The following is an 18,878-nucleotide window of genomic DNA, read 5'->3' as shown; positions in this document are numbered from 1 at the left end:
TTGGCCCGTCGCGCTTTTGCCAGTCAATCGGCCTCGCTTTTCGAAGCGGCTCAGCTAAGCGGCCTTTCTGCCCAGCAGCAGTTTTTTCGCCTTAGCCTGCCGATGGCGAGACCTGCGATTATTGCCGGCATGGCTTTAGCGCTGATGGAAACCCTAGCCGACTATGGTACGGTTGAATATTTTGGCATTGATGTTTTCAGTACCGGCATTTTTCGCACCTGGTTCGGCCTAGGAGACGCTACCGCAGCCAGCCAGCTGGCGTCAATATTGTTAATCGCGGTCATTGCCCTACTCTGTCTTGAAAAAATGCATCGCCGAAAAGCCGCGTTTGTTCAGGGACAAACCAAGCTGGTGCAGCGCATTAACCTTAAACCATTAAGCCAAGCGCTGGCAATTAGCTTTTGTGTCAGCGTGATAAGTTTGGGTTTTTTGCTGCCGTTTTTACAACTCAGCTACTGGACGTTTTGGCAAAACACTGCGCCGTTTAATCAGGCTTTTTGGCAGCTGAGTTTCAACAGCCTTTTACTCGCCGCCTTAACAGCAATGGCCGCGATTGTCTTAGCGGTGGCGTTTAGCTATTTACAGCGCTTTATGCGCGACAATCCGATCAGCAATGCGATGGTATTTTTAGCCGGACTTGGCTATGCCTTACCCGGCACGATTATCGCGATTGGCGTAATGATTCCCTTTACCATGCTCGACAAAGGCTTGAATGCTATCAGCGAATCGCTTTTCTCAGTGTCGCCTGGCTTAATATTTTCAGGCAGCCTATTCATCTTAGTGTTTGCCTATTTAATTCGGTTTTTGCCAATTGCCCTAGGTAGCCTGCAAACGGCTATGCAGACCATTGATCCGGCACTGGATGATGCAGCGCAAAATCTTGGTGAAACCAAGCCTAGAATCATCGCTAAAGTGCATTTACCCTTGATTAAATCGAGCTTGTTTGCTGCGGCGCTGTTAGTATTTGTTGACACCTTAAAAGAACTGCCGGCAACCCTAGCACTGCGGCCATTTAATTTTAATACCCTGGCGGTGCGAAGCTTTGAACTTGCCAATGATGAACGATTAGCGGCAGCGGCCCCAGCTGTTATCATGATTGTGTTGGCTGGCCTATTGCCGGTGATTTTGCTAAATGCCTCAATTCACCAGTCTGAGAAAAATAATGCCTGAGCCGATTCTTGAGATTAGCCAACTCTCTTTAAGCTATCATCAACAGCTTAAAGTGTTAGACGATATTAGCCTCCATTTATTAGATGGCGAAATTGCCTGCCTGCTAGGCCAGTCTGGCTGTGGCAAGACCTCACTATTGCGCGCAATTGCCGGCTTTGAAAAACCCAGTGACGGTGAAATTTTACTGCGTCAGCAGGCATTATTTTCAATAAACGAAATCATGCCGATCGAACAGCGCAATGTCGGCATGGTGTTTCAAGACTATGCGCTGTTTCCGCATTTAAATGTTGCCCAGAATATTAGCTTTGGCCTCAAGCGTTCGCGCAGTCGACAGCAAGAAAATGCGCAGCGTTTACATCAAATACTTGAACTGTTAGAACTAAGTGCACACAGCAGCAAGTTTCCGCATCAGCTATCCGGTGGACAACAGCAGCGCGTGGCGATTGGTCGCGCAATCATTACCCAGCCTGATCTTCTGCTGCTGGACGAACCCTTTTCTAATCTCGATGTGTATCTGCGTGACAAGCTTGCCTATGACCTGCGCCAGTTATTAAAGTCTCAAGGGATTAGCGCCTTAATGGTAACGCATGACCAAGAGGAAGCATTTAGTTTTGCAGACCGCATTGCGGTCATGCATGAAGGGAAGATAGAGCAGTACGCCACCGCCAAGACACTGTATAACAAACCCGCCTCTGCCTATGTTGCCAATTTTATTGGTCGCGGCGAAGTCTTAACGTATCAGCAGGCGGTAAAGCTTAACCCCGAATTACAAGACAATCGGCCGTTTTATCTCTTTCGCCCTGAGCAGCTCATGGCTTCAGCACAGGGGACAATTGAAGCATCGCTAGTGCGGCTGATTAATCAAGGGCATAGTCAACTTTTACATTGTCGTATTGACGCCAACACGATGGTTTATGCCAAGGCTGAGACTGAGTTTGAGTGTCTACCCGGAGAGACTATAAAGCTGCAGCTCGCCATTGATTGAATCCGCTTGAATGACAATTCTGCAACATTGCAGATATGGCTAAAAGTCTATTTCATTGTTGTATATATTTGCTATATTCGTCTACTTTGCTTCATTAATTAAGTTCCTTCATGCATTCAGTTGTTCCGTTTTTTCAACCTATTATTAGCGCCAGCACAGCCGAAGTTGTTGGCCATGAAACCCTTGCCAGAGTCCAACATGCAGACGGCAGCATTGGCTCTGCTGGCGAATTATTGTTTTCACCCGCACTGTCTAAGTCAGAACGTTTAAATACCGACCGTTTAATTCGCCGCTTGGCGCTAGAAAAATTTGCCGCAAGCGGTGATCACCGTGGCTATCTAACGCTCAATATTTCACCTGAGTGGATCGACTATACCGAAGGTAGTGACCCGTATACCGTCAACCTTATTAAAGATCTAGGCATCAACCCTGAAAATATTGTGATTGAGCTGATTGAAACCTCGGCCAATGAAGATTTATTGCGTCGCGTGATTCACAGCTATAAAGATTTTGGTTTAAAGGTTGCGATTGATGATTTTGGTGCCGGCCATTCAAGCTTTGACCGGGTGATTAGTCTGCATCCTGATATCATCAAACTCGATATGGCGCTATTTAATAAGGCACTTCAGCGTGGCGGCAAGGCAGAGCATTTGATTGACTCTATCTGTTTTTTAGCGGAGCGCCTGGGCAGCAAGGTATTAGCCGAGGGTGTGGAGAACTTAAAAGGCTTTAGTTACTCACAAAAATTTGGCGCTGAACTGCTGCAGGGTTACTTGTTTAGCCCAGCCAATGCAGAATTTACTAAGCCGCATGCTTTTAGCCAGCATATTGATAAGCTAAGACAAGAATATGTCACTATTGAAACAGCAGCATTGGCTAAAAAAACTATTATACGTAATGTGTTAGACAGTCAGCTGCTAAAGCTAGTTGGCAATACGCATTATGCTAGCGATCTGAATACCGCGTCCTTGTCGGTATTAACGCACCCTGACTTTTTTAAATTATATATTTGCAATACGATCGGCAATCAAATCAGCAACAATTTCTTTTATGACAATGGCAAATGGCTAGAGTCCGCACCTGAGAGCAATACCAATCTGAGCTGCCGGCCTTATTTTTGCCAGTTACAGTCGGCGTTACGATTTTCGGAGCAGCCAATTGTGACTTGTGCGCCTTATCATGACCTACAAAGCAAGCAAATTACCGAAACCACAGCCTGTCGCTTGGATGACGGCAACACCTTATTTATAGACGTCAAGCATCGTCGATAAAGATGTTTCAAAAGCTACTTAGTGAGCTTGTTATTGGCGAGTTAAGCTGTATGACTGTGCCGAGCCATATATTCAGCAAACCAGCATCTACAAACTAATCCTTTATCGGTTTAGTGTCACTTAAATGCGAGCGTTAGCTGATTAGGCGTAGCGCGCCTGGCCTCGGTATAACCCTTTAAACTCAAGACCATTTTGATAACGCTTGTAGGCTTTTCCACGATACACCACATATTCTTCGTCGTCAGCGCGCGAGGCTTTACCTTCCGCCACATCTGAATTGACGATTGACGATTTCTTTTTAGCGTTAGGCTCAAGGTGCGAGGCGTTCAAGCCGGCAAAGCTGATTAAATCATGATAGGCGACTTCAAGTGCCTCTGAGTCTGTCAGCTCGACATACTCTTTTAGCATCTCTAAAAACTCTGGATGAGACAGCACCAACTTAACGCCAAGCTCTTCTTGCACCAATAAGATACAATTTTTGGCGGCTTTGATCGCCGTTGGATCTAGCAACCACGATTTATTGCTCATATAGACCTCCATAGTGGGAAAGCACCACTGTATAACAGCGCATGCATAGCATGTGCCAAATACGCAGAGGGAACCGTGGTTAGCTTTATTGCGTTTTTAGACTGCCACCGCTGTGCATTTATTGCTTAAATGGCAGCGCTGCTTGGCATTGTTGATAATACGCCTCAATATGCGGCTTTTCATCGCGGGTAAACTGCGCAATGGCCTGATGAAAACCAGGGTGGTGAAGATAGTGCAGCGATTCAGTGAACACAGGCTGAAAACCTCGCTGAATTTTATGCTCGCCCTGTGCGCCCGCATCAATATGCTGAAGCTTATGGGCAATACAGTATTCAATCGCCTGATAATAACAGGCCTCAAAATGCAGAAAATCAAACTCTTGATAGCAACCCCAATAACGCCCATACAAGGTGTGGCGGTCTTTAAAAAACAGCGAGGCCGCACAAAGCTCGGGGCCGCTCTCGCCATCACGCTCAGCCACTAACAATAGCAGCTGCTGGTTCGCATTGGCGCCAAGCTTGAGGAAAAAATCGGCGGTTAAATAGCCTTGATGACCCGAGCGCTTGGCATAAGTAAGCTGATACAGCTGAGCAAATTGTCGCCATAAGGCCTCCGTCACTTCTGCACCGGCGATAAACCGACACTGAATGCCCTGTGCCGCCACCTGAGCCCGCTCTTTTTTGACATTTTTTCGCTTACGCGAAGAAAAGCTGGCTAAGAAATCGTCAAAGCTTTGATAGTCGCGGTTATACCAGTGAAACTGCACCCCCAGGCGCCGCGGCAGATCAGCTTGCCAGTGCTGTGACTCAATAAATAGCCCATGCCAACCGGAGAGCTGCTGCTGTTCGCATAAGTGTTGAATGGCGGACAATATGGCTTGCTCTAGCGCTTGCTGATCGGCATCGGCATGCACCACATAACGGGGTCCGGCACAGGGTGTAAAGGGGATTGCGGTCAGCAGCTTTGGGTAGTAATCGAGCCGATGCTGATAATAGGCATTGGCCCACTGATGATCAAACACATATTCGCCATAGCTATGTGTCTTGAGATAGCAGGGCATTAACGCGACTAGCTGATCAGCAATATACGCTAGGCAATGCTGAGGCTGCCAGCCGGTATGCTCGCAGCAGCTGTTAGAGTCTTCCAACGCCGCTAAAAAATCATACTGAATAAAGGGGTAGTCTATCTGCTGACTGGCGAGACAGGCTTGCCAGTCAGCGCGTGCACATTGATGAATACTGTCAATAAATTTTATCTTGAGTTCGGATGCGTTCACCGTCAAACCTTTTCGATTAAGGCATAGTCTAAGGCAATGCCCAAGAACAATACGCAGCCCACCCAATTATTATTCATAAACGCTTGAAAACAGGCCTGTCGCTCCCGGTCGGCAATCAGCCACTGTTGATAGGCAAACAAACAGGCAATCACAATGGTACTGAAAAAATAAATAATCCCCAGCTGATATTTATAGCCCACCACAAATAAAATAAAGCTAGTAAATAGCTGCAGCAGCGCCGTAATCAGGCGGTCATGGTCAGCGAACAAAATCGCCGTCGACTTCACTCCAATGCGTAAGTCATCATCTCGATCAATCATCGCATAGAAGGTGTCATAGACCACGGTCCAGACCAGAATGGCAACATAAAATACCCATGACTGCCTAGGCACCGTCGACAGCTCGGCACTTTGCGCCATAATCACGCTCCATGAAAACGCCGCACCTAAGACCACTTGAGGAAAATAGGTATAGCGTTTCATAAACGGATAGCTGGCGGCCAGCAATATCGCGACCAGTGATAAAGCGATGGTTAGTAAATTGGTAAACAGCACGAGTACAAAGGCCAGCACGGCCAACACCAAAAATAGCCTAATCGCCTCTTGTGCGCTTACCTGACCTGTGGCTAATGGTCTATCTTGGGTGCGCTTAACACGGCCATCGATGTGTCGATCGGCATAGTCGTTTATCACACAGCCGGCCGAGCGCATTAGCCAGGCGCCAAGCGAAAAAATCAGCAAATTTTTCCAGCTGGGCATGCCTTCGGCAGCGAGCCACAAACCACACAAGGTGGGCCATAAAATTAATAAGGTACCGATCGGTCGATCTAGCCGCATTAACTTGGCGTAAGCGGGCCAATGATCTAAATAAAGCCCAAGTTTCTGCATCATAACGCCTTACACCTTTATCAATACATTGCTGTTAAAGCAGACAGTCGCTGAGGAAAGTTTCAGCTACTAATAGCGGCTGGCGTCGCAGTACAAATACCGAACGCCGACTGATGACTTTTTGCTCCGCTAATTGCAGCGCCGCCGGCGCGGCGCAGAGCTGGCTTAAATTGCCTGAAAAAATTTCAAACTGACTACGCTGGAGTTTAGGGTCTTTGAATAATAAAGCGCCCAGTGCTGAGTTGCGCAGCTTTTTCAAAAACCCCAGCGCACCGTGCAGACTCTGGGTCGGAATCACGCTGCGCGCATAGACCCAGGGCTGATCATCAACCCAAAGCTTAACCTCGCGAATCAAGCAATGTCGACTCGGTGACAAGCCCAGCGCAATCGCCTCATCTAAGCGCGGTTTCGCAAAACCTTGGCTAATTACCTCTACGGCAAAGGATTGCTGACTGCAGGCGATTAAACGCTCGGTTAATGAACTTTGATCCAGCAATGCCGCGCTGTCTTCTACGGATAGCTGCGCAACCGTGACTCGGTTGGCTGGCCGATACAAGTTAAACACCCATTTTTTCCCATCATTTGCCTGCGCACAAGAATGTCTTAATCACGGTTTGGTTGCAAGCCTCTAGCCCGCATGCCTTAACAGATTGTATAGTCTTTAGCCGTCGCGACACTTGAGAATTTTGCTGTGCAGAGTATAGTGTGCGATCTCAAATAATTGATTACATAATCGCCGCGCAGATTGCCTGTCAATATTGCTCGGCAGACGTTTATAGAAGGTAAAAATTTCATGGCACAGTGGGAATGTATTGTATGTGGCTGGGTATATGACGAAGCCAAAGGTGATCCCGAAAATGGCGTCGCAGCAGGCACCAAATGGGACGATGTTCCAGAAAGCTGGTTATGCCCTGACTGCTGCGTTGGCAAAGAAGATTTTGAAATTGTCGCAGGCACTGAAGACGAAGTGGTTGCCAGTGATGATAGTGACTCTGCTGCCGAAGCTGATAACGGCCCCTTGGTGATTATTGGCACCGGCTTAGCAGGTTATAACTTGGTAAAAGAGATTCGCCGCATCGACGCTGACAAGCCAATTATTATGCTGACCAGTGATGATGGCCACAACTACTCAAAACCCATGCTGTCGACGGGCTTTACCAAAAACAAAGATGCTGCGGCCCTATCCATGGGTGATGCTGGCAAAATGGCATTGCAGTTTAACGTGAGCATTTGGACCAATACCGTGGTTAGCGCCATTGATACTGATCACCAGCGTCTAAGCTTGAGCACCGGCGCATCGCTCGAATACGGCAAGCTAGTTATTGCCTGGGGTGCGGATACGATCAAGCCGCCGATGGAAGGCGATGGTCTAGACATGGTGTTCTCTATCAACGACCTTGTTGATTACGATAACTTCCGTAAAGCCATGAGCAAGGCTGAAGCGAAAAAAGTAGCGATTATTGGTGGCGGTTTGATTGGTTCAGAATTCACCAATGACTTGCAAAACGGTGGTTTTGAAACCGAAACAATTGACCCGATGGGTTATACCTTGCCAACCTTGCTACCAGAAGCCGCGGGTAAAGCGGTGCAGACTGCATTAGAAGCGCAAGGTGCTAAGTTTCATTTTGGTCCACTCGACAGCGGCGAGTTTGGCCCAGTTGCTACGGCCGTTAACAAAACTGACAGCGGTGTTGAAGTGGTGCTTAACAATGGCGTGAGCATCGCAGCTGACGCTGTTGTCTCAGCGGTTGGCGTACGCCCTCGCATTGCCTTGGCCGAAGCCTCTGGGATTGCGGTGAATCGTGGCGTTATCGGTAACAAATTTTTAGAAACCTCAGCCAAAAATGTCTACACCCTCGGCGACTGTGCTGAGATAGAAGGTCACGTGCTGTTTTATGTAGCACCGCTATTGGCAGGCGCCAAGGCCTTAGCAAAAACCTTAACTGGCACGCCAACCGAAGTTAGCTACCCTGCCATGCCGGTAACCATTAAAACGCCAACCTGCCCGGTCGTTGTGTCACCTGCACCTCGTGACGCTGAAGGCGAGTGGACTATTGATGCCAATGGCGCTGATGTTGTGGCTGAATTCCGCAACGGCGCTGGCGAGTTATTGGGCTTTGCATTAACCGGCGCCAATGGCGTGAAAGAAAAAATGCGCTTACAAAAAGAGCTACCGCCGATCATGGCCTAGTGCTTTTGCCAGCACAGACAGGCCAGCATTTGCTGGCCTTTTTTATGCCTTAAATTTGCTACTCAAGCTTTTGCTGTGTTCGCTGACAATCGCTTGGTAACCCAGCGAAATGCAGGCTTTTCAATCAGATGGTGCGCCACTAAGGTCAATGCCACCGTAGCCAACAAAAAGCCCACAATATAAATCCCCTTCTGCCAGCCAGCAGCCGCGGCATAATCACTGGGGTTAGCAAACAATGCGCTCAGTACCAGCAAGGCCGCATGCGCTAAATATAAGCAAAATGAAATATGCCCGCCATAAATTGCCCAGCGGTGAGTCAGCCAACTGGCGCTAATATGTTGTCGTGCCAGCAAGTAAATAAGCAGCATAAAAAACGGTAAAACGCCGATCATTAACCAAGTTTCCGGCTGAAGCAGTACCGCTAACATCGGCCAAAAAAGCCAGTTCAGCTGTTTTGGCTGGGCAGCAGGCTGCTGCCAGCACAGCCTGCATAGCAGAATACCGCTGGCAAAACTCGGCAACACACGAATCACGCCAACGCCGTTAATACCCTGCTGCTGCATACTGACCGCAGCCGCTACGATCTCTAGAATATATAAAGCGATGATTAGCAATAAAGTCACCAGCGGACGACCAGCTGCAGGTTTTAATGCCGCCACATACAGCGGGAACAACAGATATACCAACCATTCACAGCTGATCGACCAAGAGGCAAAATTCCAGCTTACCGTCATCGGTAGACTCCATGACTGCACCAGCAGCAGGCTTTTCACCAATTCACTGAGATTAAACTCAACTGCGCGTTCAGGAATATTGCGCATATAGCTGGCCGCTTGCTGATATTCGGCGCCGAGGTAGAGCATAATCGGTATAGCGACCAATAGGGTGGTAAACAGATGCACCGGAAAAATCCGCGCCAGCCGACGCACAATAAATGGCCAGAACTGCCCCTGCTGCTGAATCGTATCAAAATAGCTGTAAGCGATTACAAAACCGCTCAACACAAAAAAGGCATCAACTGCCAAATGGCCGGCTGAGGTATAGTCAGAAAATATCGAGCGGTTAGGAAACAGCGAGGCAAGTACAAACTGGCTAAAATGCATGACGAAAATTGCACTAGCGAGGTAAAAGCGTAAGCCTGTGAGTGACTGAATATGTGGCCTAGCTTGGCGGATCGCCATACAAAATGCTCGGTTTTTATTATTGTTTGCTAGCTCAAAAAAGTTTTTCTTTTCTCGCGCTACCCCTGATTGAGGGCATTACCTTATAATAAGTGCGCATCCTTATCAATTATTGGTCGCAGAGCAAATATGCCGCAAAGCTATATCAAAAAAATCCTTGAAGCGAATGTCTATGATGTCGCGATTGAGACGCCGCTGCAACACGCGCGCTTTTTATCCAAGCGCCTGAATAATCAGGTGATGATCAAGCGCGAAGACTTACAGCCGGTATTCTCGTTTAAGCTGCGCGGCGCCTATAATCGCATGCGCCAACTGAGTGCCGACGAAAAAGCGCGCGGCATTGTTGCCGCATCGGCCGGCAACCATGCGCAGGGCGTTGCCTATTCGGCACAAAAGCTTGGCGTCAAGGCGACAATTGTGATGCCAAAAACCACGCCAACCATCAAAGTTGATGCGGTAAAATCTTGGGGCGGCAAAGTTGTCCTGCATGGCGACACCTATGACGAAGCGGCAAGCTATGCCAAACAGCTGGTATTAGACAAGGGCATGACCTATGTGCACCCTTACGATGACCCCGAGGTTATCGCCGGCCAGGGCACCATTGGCATGGAGATTTTGCGCCAAATCAACCATGTTGATTATATCTTTGTACAAGTTGGCGGTGGCGGTATGGCAGCCGGCATTGCCGCCTATGTAAAATATGTGCGTCCAGAAGTAAAAATCATCGCGGTTGAACCAGAGGATGCAGCCTGCCTAAAAGCCGCGATGGATGCGAATCGTCGCGTGACGCTGCCCGAGGTTGGCATTTTTGCCGATGGCGTCGCTGTTGCGCAAATCGGCAAAGAGACCTACCGGATTCTGAAAGCCACTGTCGACGAGGTGATCACTGCCAATACCGATGAAATGTGCGCGGCCATTAAAGATATCTTTGAAGACACGCGTTCGATCTCAGAACCTGCTGGTGCGCTATCGCTGGCCGGCCTAAAAAAATATGCCGAGCTGCATCAGCTGCAAGGCAAAACCATGGTCTGTGTTGAGAGCGGCGCCAACACTAATTTTGATCGTTTGCGCTATATTTCTGAGCGCACCGAATTTGGCGAAAAACGTGAAGCGGTGTTCAGCGTAGAGATCCCTGAGCGCCCAGGCAGCTTTAAGCAATTTTGCAGCACCATCGGCAAACGCAGCATCACCGAGTTTAATTATCGCTACAACCAAGCCAGCAGTGCGCATATTTATGTCGGCATGCAGATTAAATCGATGCAGGATAAAGAGGCTGTGCAGCAAAAGTTAGATCAGCGCGGCTATCCGGTGATCGATATGAGCGATAACGAAATGGCGAAAAACCATGTGCGGCATATGGTTGGCGGACACAGCCAGCAGGTCGATGATGAGGTAGTGTATCGCTTTGAGTTTCCTGAGCGACCAGGCGCGCTGCTGGATTTTCTTGAACAGCTAGGCTCGCATTGGAATATTTCGATGTTTCACTATCGCAATCACGGCAGTGCTTATGGTCGCGTGCTGGTCGGCCTGCAGGTACCCCAGGCTGAGCGCAAAACCATACCGACGCTGTTGAAGGCCCTGGGTTATCGCTATATTGATGAAACTGAGAACCCTGCCTACACGCAATTCTTAAAATAAAAGCACTAAAACCATTGGCTTAGCCAACAAAGCTGACAAAATTGTTTTATTTGTTTGCATAAGCCATTGTTTGCTTGACATCGCCTCATCTATTGGCTAATTTTTGATCAACTGATCACGCTTATAGCGAGGCACACCATGAATCGCGAAAATATACTCGATTTAACGGTTTTGTTATTCATAGCTGGCATGCTCATCACCGTTGCCAGTCAGTTTTTCATCCATTAAGTGCGGCGTATCGCCACTGGCTTTACATCAGAACTTTAGGCAGGATATATCGCGCCTAAAATTCGCTCTCCTTTGGCACCAGTCACCGTGGGTGCATTACTGGTCTCACCCCGAATTAAGCAGCGCGCTAACCAAGCGAATGCGATAGCCTCTAAATACTCAGCCGACATACCCAACTGCTCGGTCGTCTCAACTGGGCGCTCAGCCAGCGCGGCAATTCGCTGCCGTAGTTGGGTATTTTTAGCGCCGCCACCACATAAATAAATCGCCTCAATATTCGCATCAAGGCCAGCGACAATAGTTTGCGCCGTGAGCTCAAGCAATGTCGCTTGAATATTGGCAGCAGTGTCTTGACCCGACAAGGGTGTCAGCATCGAGACACCAAAGGTTTCACGCCCGGTCGATTTTGGCCCAGTTTGCGCAAAGAAGGGATGCTGTAATAAGTCTGCTAACAGCTGTTGATTAACCGTACCGGTGGCAGCCCAGCTGCCGTCACGATCAAATGGCTGCTGCAAATGCAGGTCTATCCAGGCATCCATCAGCACATTACCCGGGCCAGTGTCAAAACCCCGCAAGGCTTGCCCCGGCTGTAGCAAGCTTATATTCGCCATGCCGCCGATATTCACAATCGCTCTTGCTTGCTGATCGCTAGCTAAATAACGCTGGTGAAACGCCGGCACTAACGGCGCACCTTGGCCACCCGCGGCAATATCGCGGCTGCGAAAGTCGGCGCAGCAAGGGATGCCGGTAAGCTCGGCTATCGTTGCCGGATCACCTAATTGTAAGCTAAAACCAAATTCACCCTGGGGTTGATGTCGTACGGTTTGTCCATGGCTGCCAATCGCGCTGATAGCGCTGGACTCAAGCTCGGCAGCTGCCAGCAAGGCCTGCACCGCGTGGGCAAACACATAGCCCAATTCACGCTGCATGCGCATCGCACGGTTTAAGTCATCATGGCCAGGCTGATTCAGCGCCAAGATTTCTGTCTTCAATGTCGCAGTCAGTGGCAACTGATAATTGGCAAGCAGCTTAAGCTGCGGCTGTTTAAAATCGACCAGTACGGCATCAACGGCATCCAAACTGGTGCCGGACATCAGGCCGATATATAGCTCGCCTGGTTTATTCATCATGGCTTTTTCATCATGGGTTTTTCATCATAGCTGATTCATCACGCCTTTGATCGTGTTTGCTCACTGTTAAACCGCTTAGGGTACGGCGCTTATATCGTCACCGCCAGCATCCTCGCCCGGCGCAGACTGCAGGCTTTCATACTGCGACTGCAGATAACGTAACTGCTGCTCAAAGGCAGCGCGCTCTTGCTTCGGCACCGGTTTTGCGGTCGGCAGTTTATCGATGATGGTGCGAGGATTGCGGTGCACGCCGTTTACCAAAAACTCGTAATGCAAATGTGGCCCAGTTGAGTAACCCGTTGAGCCAACTGTACCGATGGTTTCGCGCTGAACAACTTTCTCACCAGAGCGCACAAAGCGTTTATCAAGGTGCAAATATTTTGTCTCGTAGCCGCCTGGATGGCGAATCACGATATAGTTGCCATTCGCCTTCGAAAAGCCAGACTTCCAAATTCTGCCATCGCCCGCAGCATAGACCGGCGTGCCTCTGGGTGCGGCATAGTCAGTGCCGCGGTGCGCGCGTATTTTTTTATGGATCGGGTGCATGCGGCGCAGATTAAAACCCGAGCTAATGCGGGTAAAGTCTAATGGTGCACGTAAAAACGCCTTACGCATCGACAGCCCTTCTGAATTGAAATAACCAGCGCTGCCATCGCTGAATTCAAAGCGGAAGGCTTGAAAGCGCTGTTTATGGTTTTGGCTTTGGTAGCTGGCCACCAGAATATCACCGTTGGCGATTTTTTTACCGTCTAAATACAGCTCTTCATACATTAGAGTAAAGCGATCGCCCTTACGCGGGTCGTACACAAAGTCCATCACGCCACTGAAAATATTGGCCATATTCATCACCAGCCGCTGAGAGATGCCAGCATCCTCAGCAGCAAGCGATAAGGAGTCTTGCAGTTCAGCATATTGAAAGGCTAGCTGTACCTCAGGCTCACGAACTTGCTGGGTAATACTATAACTGCCATCATCGAGTCGCAGCGCTTCAAGAGTTTCAAGCTGTGACGGCAGATATTGTAAAATTTGTAAATTATCTTCGCCGTCGGTAGCAAATCTAAAACGATGACCCGGGTGAATACGAGTAAATAAGCTGGCTTTGTCATCTGACTGCATGATTTGGCTTAATAACGATGGGCTAAAGCCCATGCGACTGAAAATCGCTGCCAATGAGTCGCCGGCTTTCACCTCGGTTTCGCGCCAGCGAAGCGTCTCGTCCTGCACAATCGCCGCATCGCCCGTTTGCGCGTCATCGGCATCTTCATCAGCTGCTATATCGAGGTTTTTGTCAAAATCTTTGTCGAGCGCCTTTTCAATCGCTTCTGTGATAGGCTCAAGCTCTGGATTAGCATCAGCATCGGCAAGCGGCTGATTAGGCACTGTGGTTGGCTCAAGGGGCAAGCTAAGCTCTATTAGCTGATGCTGATCACCGTCCTGCATGCTTAGCTGACTCAGCAATAACAATAATACTAATCCTGATAAAACAATGAGATGCTGTTTAGGAAAGGCATTCAGCAACTGAGGCAAAGAGTGTAATTTCAAAACAGTGGCTTCTTTATAATTGCTGTGGTCGGCTGAGTTGTTTGGCAGTATATCAAAGCTTTTATCTTGGCTCTTGTAATTTAGGCGCTTTACTATATTCTTCGGCCACAATTGCATGCTTTATCACTGTTAAAAAGGCCCATCATGAGCACCAACGCTTTACTCAACGAACTTGCCGAACGCGGTTTAATTCAGCAACAAACCGGTGAAGCGGGTGAACTTGAAACCCACTTAAACAGCCCGCGTAGCTTATATTGCGGATTCGACCCAACGGCTGACTCGCTGCATATCGGCTCCTTAGTGCCGCTACTTACCCTGAAGCGCTTCCAACTGGCTGGCCATCGTCCTATTGCTTTGGTTGGCGGCGCCACTGGCTTGATTGGTGATCCATCGTTTAAAGCCCAAGAGCGTCAATTGAACACTGCCGACACCGTTGCTGGCTGGGTCCAGCGGCTAACCGCGCAAGTCAGCCAGTTTATTCATTTTGAGGGCGACAATGCAGCGCAGGTTGTGAATAACCTTGACTGGACTGCCGACATGTCAACACTGGACTTTTTGCGTGACGTTGGCAAATACTTTTCGGTCAATGCCATGATTCAAAAAGAATCGGTGAAACAGCGCATTGAGCGAGAGGGCAGCGGCATTTCATTTACTGAATTTACCTATATGCTGCTGCAGTCCTTTGATTTTGCTGAGCTCTACCAACGCCATGAGTGCACCCTGCAAATTGGTGGCTCAGATCAGTGGGGCAATATTACCGGCGGCACCGAGCTAACTCGCCGCATGCACGGAGGTAAAGCATTTGGCTTAACCCTACCGTTAGTCACCAAAGCTGACGGCACTAAATTTGGCAAAACCGAATCAGGCACCATTTGGCTAGACAGTAAAAAAACCTCTCCATACGCTTTTTACCAGTTCTGGTTAAATACTGCTGACGCTGATGTGTATAAGTTTTTAAAGTATTTCACCTTTTTATCGGTAGCTGAAATCAACGCGATTGAGCAAGCAGATCAAGCGCGCCAGGGGCGTCCAGAGGCGCAGGCGATATTAGCGCGCGAGGTAACCCAGCTGGTGCATGGGGAAGCAGGGCTCGCTGCCGCGATGCGTATCAGCGAGGCATTATTTTCTGGCGACCAAGCAGCGCTATCGCAAGACGATTTTGAGCAATTAAAACAGGACGGGCTGCCGGCGACTAATCTCAATGATTTTGCCTTGTCTGAGATTAGCTTGGTTCAGCTGCTCACTGATAGCGGTATGGCAAAGTCGGGTAAACAAGTCAAAGATGCTCTTGCAAGAGATGCCGTATTGATCAACGGTGAGGCGAAAGGCTTAGCTGACAATATGTCTACCGAGGCCGCTTTTGACCGTTCTCAGGCAAAATACCAAGGTTATTTTTTGGTTAAGCTGGGTAAGAAAAATTGGCAGTTGTTTTACTGCTGATAGGCAAAAATCACCAGTCGGCCGAACTGTTTAGCAAAGCCATAATGTTGCTGCAAAAAAGCCTGCACAGCAGGCACTTGAGTTAAAGTGGCCGCGCTGCCTGCTGCTAAAGAAATGGCTTGTTCGGGCTGTTTCAATAAGAATATAAAATATTTCGGCGGCTGCGCCGTCAAACTGGCTAGGTACTGCTGCCGCAGCCCAGCCTGCCATTGCCCAAGCGGTGAAGTAGCGTCAATATTTGCATCCAGTAAAAAACTAAAGTGATGCCNGCCGGCAAAGTGGCGCTGCGACAAACTATAGATCTGATTCTCCATCCCCCAAACCACGATAGTATCGTCAGCTGCGGTATTGCTGGCAATCCACCGCGCCGCTGCTTCGGCATCAAGCGGATGCGGGCTATCAGGCGGATCATAGTACTCAGCCAGATACGCCTCGCGCGTCGTCACACCAAACGCCGCCGGCAGCAGGCCTTGGCCATAGTGACTAAACACCAAGCTGCGAGACACTAAAATCAGCAGCGCCAGCGCCAATAAGCCGCGCCCCCAGCGTGAGGCAGCTGTCTTATGGTATAAGCACACTACCGCAATCGCGACAAATGCAGCGGCGCAGACTATCCATGGCATTGCATGGTAGGGAAAGCCTTTTTGTTGAACAAAATACGCCAGTAGCGCGAAGCCAGCGAGCAAATACAGCCACATTAAGCGCAATCGCTGCGGCTTTTTCAGGCCAATACAAAAGCCCAAAAATACTAAGGGCAGCATGATCACGGCATTGATCAGCGATGCTAGCGGCATAGCAATATTGGTCATATTGGTAGAGGCAAGCAGTAATACCGTCATAAACAGCCAGCCAGGTGCTGAGCGCGTTGCATACCAAGGAGCAAACTGAAAAATTGCATGATAAGCAGGCATCAGTGCCTGGTGCATAGCCAGATAGACTAAAAACAATGCCGCAATCGCAAGGAAACCCATCAGCAATAACGTTAGACTAATAATAGCCTGGCGGCAGTGCTTAGCTGATTGCAAACCCTGTAAACGGCAGAACTCAAGCACCGCAATTGGCACGCCGATCAGGCCATATATTGGCTTAAATAAGCTGCCTACCGCAACCACCGCGCCAGCAGCAAACACCCAGCGCCAGCGCTTTGGTTTATCTGCCTCAGCTGCCGACATGATCGCTACGACGAGCGCCAGACAAGCAAACGCCAAGTAGTCTTTTTGCGCAATATTCCAGTAATCAAATGCCGGGGCAGCCAATACCGCAAACAGCAGTAGAAACAGTTTCGCCGCTAGCTCAAAGCCTGCGCGACGTAAAATTGCAGCGATCGCCAGCATCACGATCAATGAGGCTAGCCAACTGGCAGCAGCAACCACGGCGGCAGGCGCCGGGAAAACTTTGAATAATAGCGCGTATAAAAAGCCTAGACCCGGCAAATTAAAATGCAGAATTTGCGCATACATCGCATCGCCAGCATTTAGGGCCAATGCGACACTGGTCCATACGCCCTGATCGCGACCCAGCGGCAGCAAGGCCAACGGCAAGTGCAGAATGCTTAGGCAGAAAACCGCCAAGGCGATAATATAGCGCCACGCCATTGCCTGCAGCGGCTTAAAGAAATTCATGCTCAGTCTCGATTTAATCGATCGTGTCGAACAACATATTCCTTATGCTCGGAGCCTTGAAATAAAATCCGGCTCATCATTTCAGCTAGCACCCCAGTGGTTAAAAATTGTAACGAGGCCATGCCCAGAATATTCGACACCAGTAGCAAGGGGCGGTTACCAATATCGTTACCAAAGATAAATTTATCGATGCCTAAGTAAACAAATATCACACCTGAAATCAGACCAACGAGCAACCCTAAGATACCAAAAAAATGACTGGGTCTTGCTCTGAAACGCAAAAAGAAGAAGGCGGCTAATAAATCCACAATCACTCTAAAGGTACGAGAAATGCCATACTTAGACTCGCCAAACTGCCTTGCGTGATGTGACACCTTGGTTTCGCCGATACGATTCGGGCCGGTGATATTAGCGATCCAGACCGGAATAAAACGATGCATCTCACCGTATAAACGCACCTGCTTGAGGATCTCGGCGCGATACACTTTTAAACTGCAGCCATAGTCATGCAGCTTTACCCCAGTAACCGACTGAATCAGTTTATTGGCAATGCGTGAGGGAATTTTTCTTGAATATAAATCGTCTTGTCGATCAAAGCGCCAGCCCTGCAGGAGATCAAGATCACGCTGCTGCAGCTCCTCTAACATTCGAGGGATATCGGCTGGATCATTTTGCAAATCACCATCCATGGTGGCGATGAACTCACCCTCAGCTGCATCAATGCCAGCTTGCATTGCGGCAGTCTGACCAAAATTACGCTGCAGCTCAATACAGCGAATATTAATCTGCGCATCCGCAGCATGAGCCGCCAAAGCTTTAGCGGTATTGTCTGTACTGCCGTCGTTAACCACGATCAATTCAACTTGCAGACTGTGCTCCACGAAAATACTGCTAATTTTCTGGATTAAGGGCTGAACATTTTCTTCTTCGTTATACATAGGTACAACAATTGATAAATCGATGTCGGTCATCAAACTTCTCAATAACTAGTAAAACTCGCGCGATATTTTATCACAAGTTACTGCGACCAACTCATACTGATTTAACACTGAATGATGAGATACTTGTCACGCACGAATAGTAATAATAATCATTTGCATTAATGGCATGCCATTGCTATGATTTATTCGTATTCTTTATGCGGGTAAGGAATACATTCATGGGCATCTGGTTCCGTCATGCCGGATGCCCATTTTTACGCTGAAGCCTGCGGATCAACGTCTACCGAAAAGCGCTGCGATGCTTTTATCTGCAAGCTGGGCTCCGTATGCAGCGCATCTAACAAATTTTCTAATGTATGCGCTAAAGCCTTGCGTGAAGCAGCCTGAAGCACAAGCTGATAACGGTAGTAATTTGCTCGGCGCTGTAATGGCGCAGGAAACGGGCCTATCGGCTCAACAGGAAGTGCTTGCTGCGAGCAATAATCGCGCATTCGCTCTAGGCTCTCTGCAGCATTGCGCTCAGACTTATCTTCTATGCGCAACATGGCTTGAAAAGCAAATGGCGGTAGCTGCAACAATTTTCTTTCGGCGAGCTGCTCATCCGCCATCGCCGCATACCCTTGCTGAATAAGCGTTTGCAAAATCGGGTGCTCACTGTAATGGGTTTGAATCAGTGCTAAACCCTGCTGGGCTTCACGCCCGGCGCGACCAGTCACCTGCATCATTAATTGGCCAAAACGCTCTACCGCACGATAGTCACTGCTCACCAAAGAGCTATCGGCATCTAACACTATCACTAAACTAAGATTTGGCAGGTGGTGGCCTTTTGCCAGCATTTGAGTGCCTAT

General features: G+C 48.8%; 16 protein-coding genes. 6 read left to right on the top strand and 10 right to left on the bottom strand.

Annotated elements, in window-relative coordinates:
- From HRU21_04305 to HRU21_04295, 3 genes are all read left to right on the top strand, one after another.
- On the top strand, positions 1 to 1,170 hold a 1,170-nt coding region (locus HRU21_04305), incomplete at its 5' end, for an iron ABC transporter permease (GenBank protein NRA41514.1).
- Entirely contained in the window at positions 1,163 to 2,155 is a 993-nt protein-coding gene (locus HRU21_04300) for an ABC transporter ATP-binding protein (protein ID NRA41513.1), read from the top strand. The genes HRU21_04305 and HRU21_04300, both read left to right, overlap by 8 nt.
- Positions 2,156 to 2,265: 110 nt before the next feature.
- Positions 2,266 to 3,426, top strand: coding sequence for an EAL domain-containing protein (locus tag HRU21_04295; GenBank protein NRA41512.1), 1,161 nt, complete (start codon positions 2,266 to 2,268; stop codon positions 3,424 to 3,426).
- A 141-nt stretch (positions 3,427 to 3,567) separates the two neighbouring features.
- Here the strand turns inward: HRU21_04295 and HRU21_04290 are convergent, their stop codons facing one another.
- The 4 genes from HRU21_04290 to HRU21_04275 all read right to left on the bottom strand — a co-directional run bounded on the left by HRU21_04290 (position 3,568) and on the right by HRU21_04275 (position 6,682).
- Entirely contained in the window at positions 3,568 to 3,954 is a 387-nt protein-coding gene (locus HRU21_04290) for a hypothetical protein (protein ID NRA41511.1), read from the bottom strand.
- Between the two features lie 118 nt (positions 3,955 to 4,072).
- Positions 4,073 to 5,230, bottom strand: coding sequence for an N-acetyltransferase (locus HRU21_04285; protein NRA41510.1), 1,158 nt, complete (start codon positions 5,228 to 5,230; stop codon positions 4,073 to 4,075).
- 2 nt (positions 5,231 to 5,232) lie between these two features.
- A complete protein-coding gene (gene ubiA, locus HRU21_04280; GenBank protein ID NRA41509.1) occupies positions 5,233 to 6,120 on the bottom strand; it encodes a 4-hydroxybenzoate octaprenyltransferase in 888 nt (295 codons plus the stop codon).
- 31 nt (positions 6,121 to 6,151) lie between these two features.
- On the bottom strand, positions 6,152 to 6,682 hold the full coding sequence (locus tag HRU21_04275) for a chorismate lyase (protein ID NRA41508.1): 531 nt from the start codon (positions 6,680 to 6,682) through the stop codon (positions 6,152 to 6,154).
- 228 nt (positions 6,683 to 6,910) lie between these two features.
- Here HRU21_04275 and HRU21_04270 point away from each other — a divergent pair, with 228 nt between their 5' ends.
- A complete protein-coding gene (locus HRU21_04270; GenBank protein NRA41507.1) occupies positions 6,911 to 8,308 on the top strand; it encodes an FAD-dependent oxidoreductase in 1,398 nt (465 codons plus the stop codon).
- Positions 8,309 to 8,370: 62 nt separating this feature from the next.
- On the opposite strand, the gene HRU21_04265 is transcribed toward HRU21_04270, so the two are convergent.
- Complete coding sequence (locus tag HRU21_04265; GenBank protein NRA41506.1) at positions 8,371 to 9,489, bottom strand: acyltransferase; 1,119 nt, start codon at positions 9,487 to 9,489, stop codon at positions 8,371 to 8,373.
- A 129-nt stretch (positions 9,490 to 9,618) separates the two neighbouring features.
- Here HRU21_04265 and ilvA point away from each other — a divergent pair, with 129 nt between their 5' ends.
- Complete coding sequence (ilvA, locus tag HRU21_04260; GenBank protein ID NRA41505.1) at positions 9,619 to 11,127, top strand: threonine ammonia-lyase, biosynthetic; 1,509 nt, start codon at positions 9,619 to 9,621, stop codon at positions 11,125 to 11,127.
- Between the two features lie 263 nt (positions 11,128 to 11,390).
- Here the strand turns inward: ilvA and HRU21_04255 are convergent, their stop codons facing one another.
- Both HRU21_04255 and HRU21_04250 read right to left on the bottom strand, forming a co-directional pair.
- On the bottom strand, positions 11,391 to 12,482 hold the full coding sequence (locus HRU21_04255) for an anhydro-N-acetylmuramic acid kinase (protein NRA41504.1): 1,092 nt from the start codon (positions 12,480 to 12,482) through the stop codon (positions 11,391 to 11,393).
- A 78-nt stretch (positions 12,483 to 12,560) separates the two neighbouring features.
- Positions 12,561 to 14,027, bottom strand: a complete 1,467-nt coding sequence (locus tag HRU21_04250) for a peptidoglycan DD-metalloendopeptidase family protein (GenBank protein NRA41503.1) — start codon at positions 14,025 to 14,027, stop codon at positions 12,561 to 12,563.
- A gap of 144 nt (positions 14,028 to 14,171) precedes the next feature.
- Here HRU21_04250 and tyrS point away from each other — a divergent pair, with 144 nt between their 5' ends.
- Positions 14,172 to 15,467, top strand: coding sequence for a tyrosine--tRNA ligase (tyrS, locus tag HRU21_04245; GenBank protein ID NRA41502.1), 1,296 nt, complete (start codon positions 14,172 to 14,174; stop codon positions 15,465 to 15,467).
- On the opposite strand, the gene HRU21_04240 is transcribed toward tyrS, so the two are convergent.
- The 3 genes from HRU21_04240 to HRU21_04230 form a co-directional block, all read right to left on the bottom strand.
- Positions 15,458 to 17,089, bottom strand: coding sequence for a hypothetical protein (locus tag HRU21_04240; GenBank protein NRA41501.1), 1,632 nt, complete (start codon positions 17,087 to 17,089; stop codon positions 15,458 to 15,460). The two genes, tyrS and HRU21_04240, sit on opposite strands and share 10 nt — an antisense overlap.
- 2 nt (positions 17,090 to 17,091) lie before the next feature.
- On the bottom strand, positions 17,092 to 18,060 hold the full coding sequence (locus HRU21_04235; GenBank protein NRA41500.1) for a glycosyltransferase family 2 protein: 969 nt from the start codon (positions 18,058 to 18,060) through the stop codon (positions 17,092 to 17,094).
- Positions 18,061 to 18,284: 224 nt separating this feature from the next.
- A complete protein-coding gene (locus HRU21_04230) occupies positions 18,285 to 18,866 on the bottom strand; it encodes a hypothetical protein (GenBank protein ID NRA41499.1) in 582 nt (193 codons plus the stop codon).
- Positions 18,867 to 18,878: the final 12 nt, after the last annotated feature.

The organism is Pseudomonadales bacterium (assembly GCA_013215025.1).
GTDB lineage: Bacteria > Pseudomonadota > Gammaproteobacteria > Pseudomonadales > DT-91 > DT-91.
This window is presented reverse-complemented; position numbering and strand designations above follow the sequence as displayed.

Coding starts and splice junctions, on each gene's coding strand:
- tyrS (NRA41502.1), top strand. CDS start 14,172: ATGAGCACCAACGCTTTACTCAACGAACTTGCCGAACGCGGTTTAATT.
- HRU21_04255 (NRA41504.1), bottom strand. CDS start 12,482: ATGAATAAACCAGGCGAGCTATATATCGGCCTGATGTCCGGCACCAGT.
- HRU21_04290 (NRA41511.1), bottom strand. CDS start 3,954: ATGAGCAATAAATCGTGGTTGCTAGATCCAACGGCGATCAAAGCCGCC.
- HRU21_04270 (NRA41507.1), top strand. CDS start 6,911: ATGGCACAGTGGGAATGTATTGTATGTGGCTGGGTATATGACGAAGCC.
- HRU21_04265 (NRA41506.1), bottom strand. CDS start 9,489: ATGGCGATCCGCCAAGCTAGGCCACATATTCAGTCACTCACAGGCTTA.
- ilvA (NRA41505.1), top strand. CDS start 9,619: ATGCCGCAAAGCTATATCAAAAAAATCCTTGAAGCGAATGTCTATGAT.
- HRU21_04300 (NRA41513.1), top strand. CDS start 1,163: ATGCCTGAGCCGATTCTTGAGATTAGCCAACTCTCTTTAAGCTATCAT.
- ubiA (NRA41509.1), bottom strand. CDS start 6,120: ATGATGCAGAAACTTGGGCTTTATTTAGATCATTGGCCCGCTTACGCC.
- HRU21_04230 (NRA41499.1), bottom strand. CDS start 18,866: ATGCTGGCAAAAGGCCACCACCTGCCAAATCTTAGTTTAGTGATAGTG.
- HRU21_04295 (NRA41512.1), top strand. CDS start 2,266: ATGCATTCAGTTGTTCCGTTTTTTCAACCTATTATTAGCGCCAGCACA.
- HRU21_04235 (NRA41500.1), bottom strand. CDS start 18,060: ATGACCGACATCGATTTATCAATTGTTGTACCTATGTATAACGAAGAA.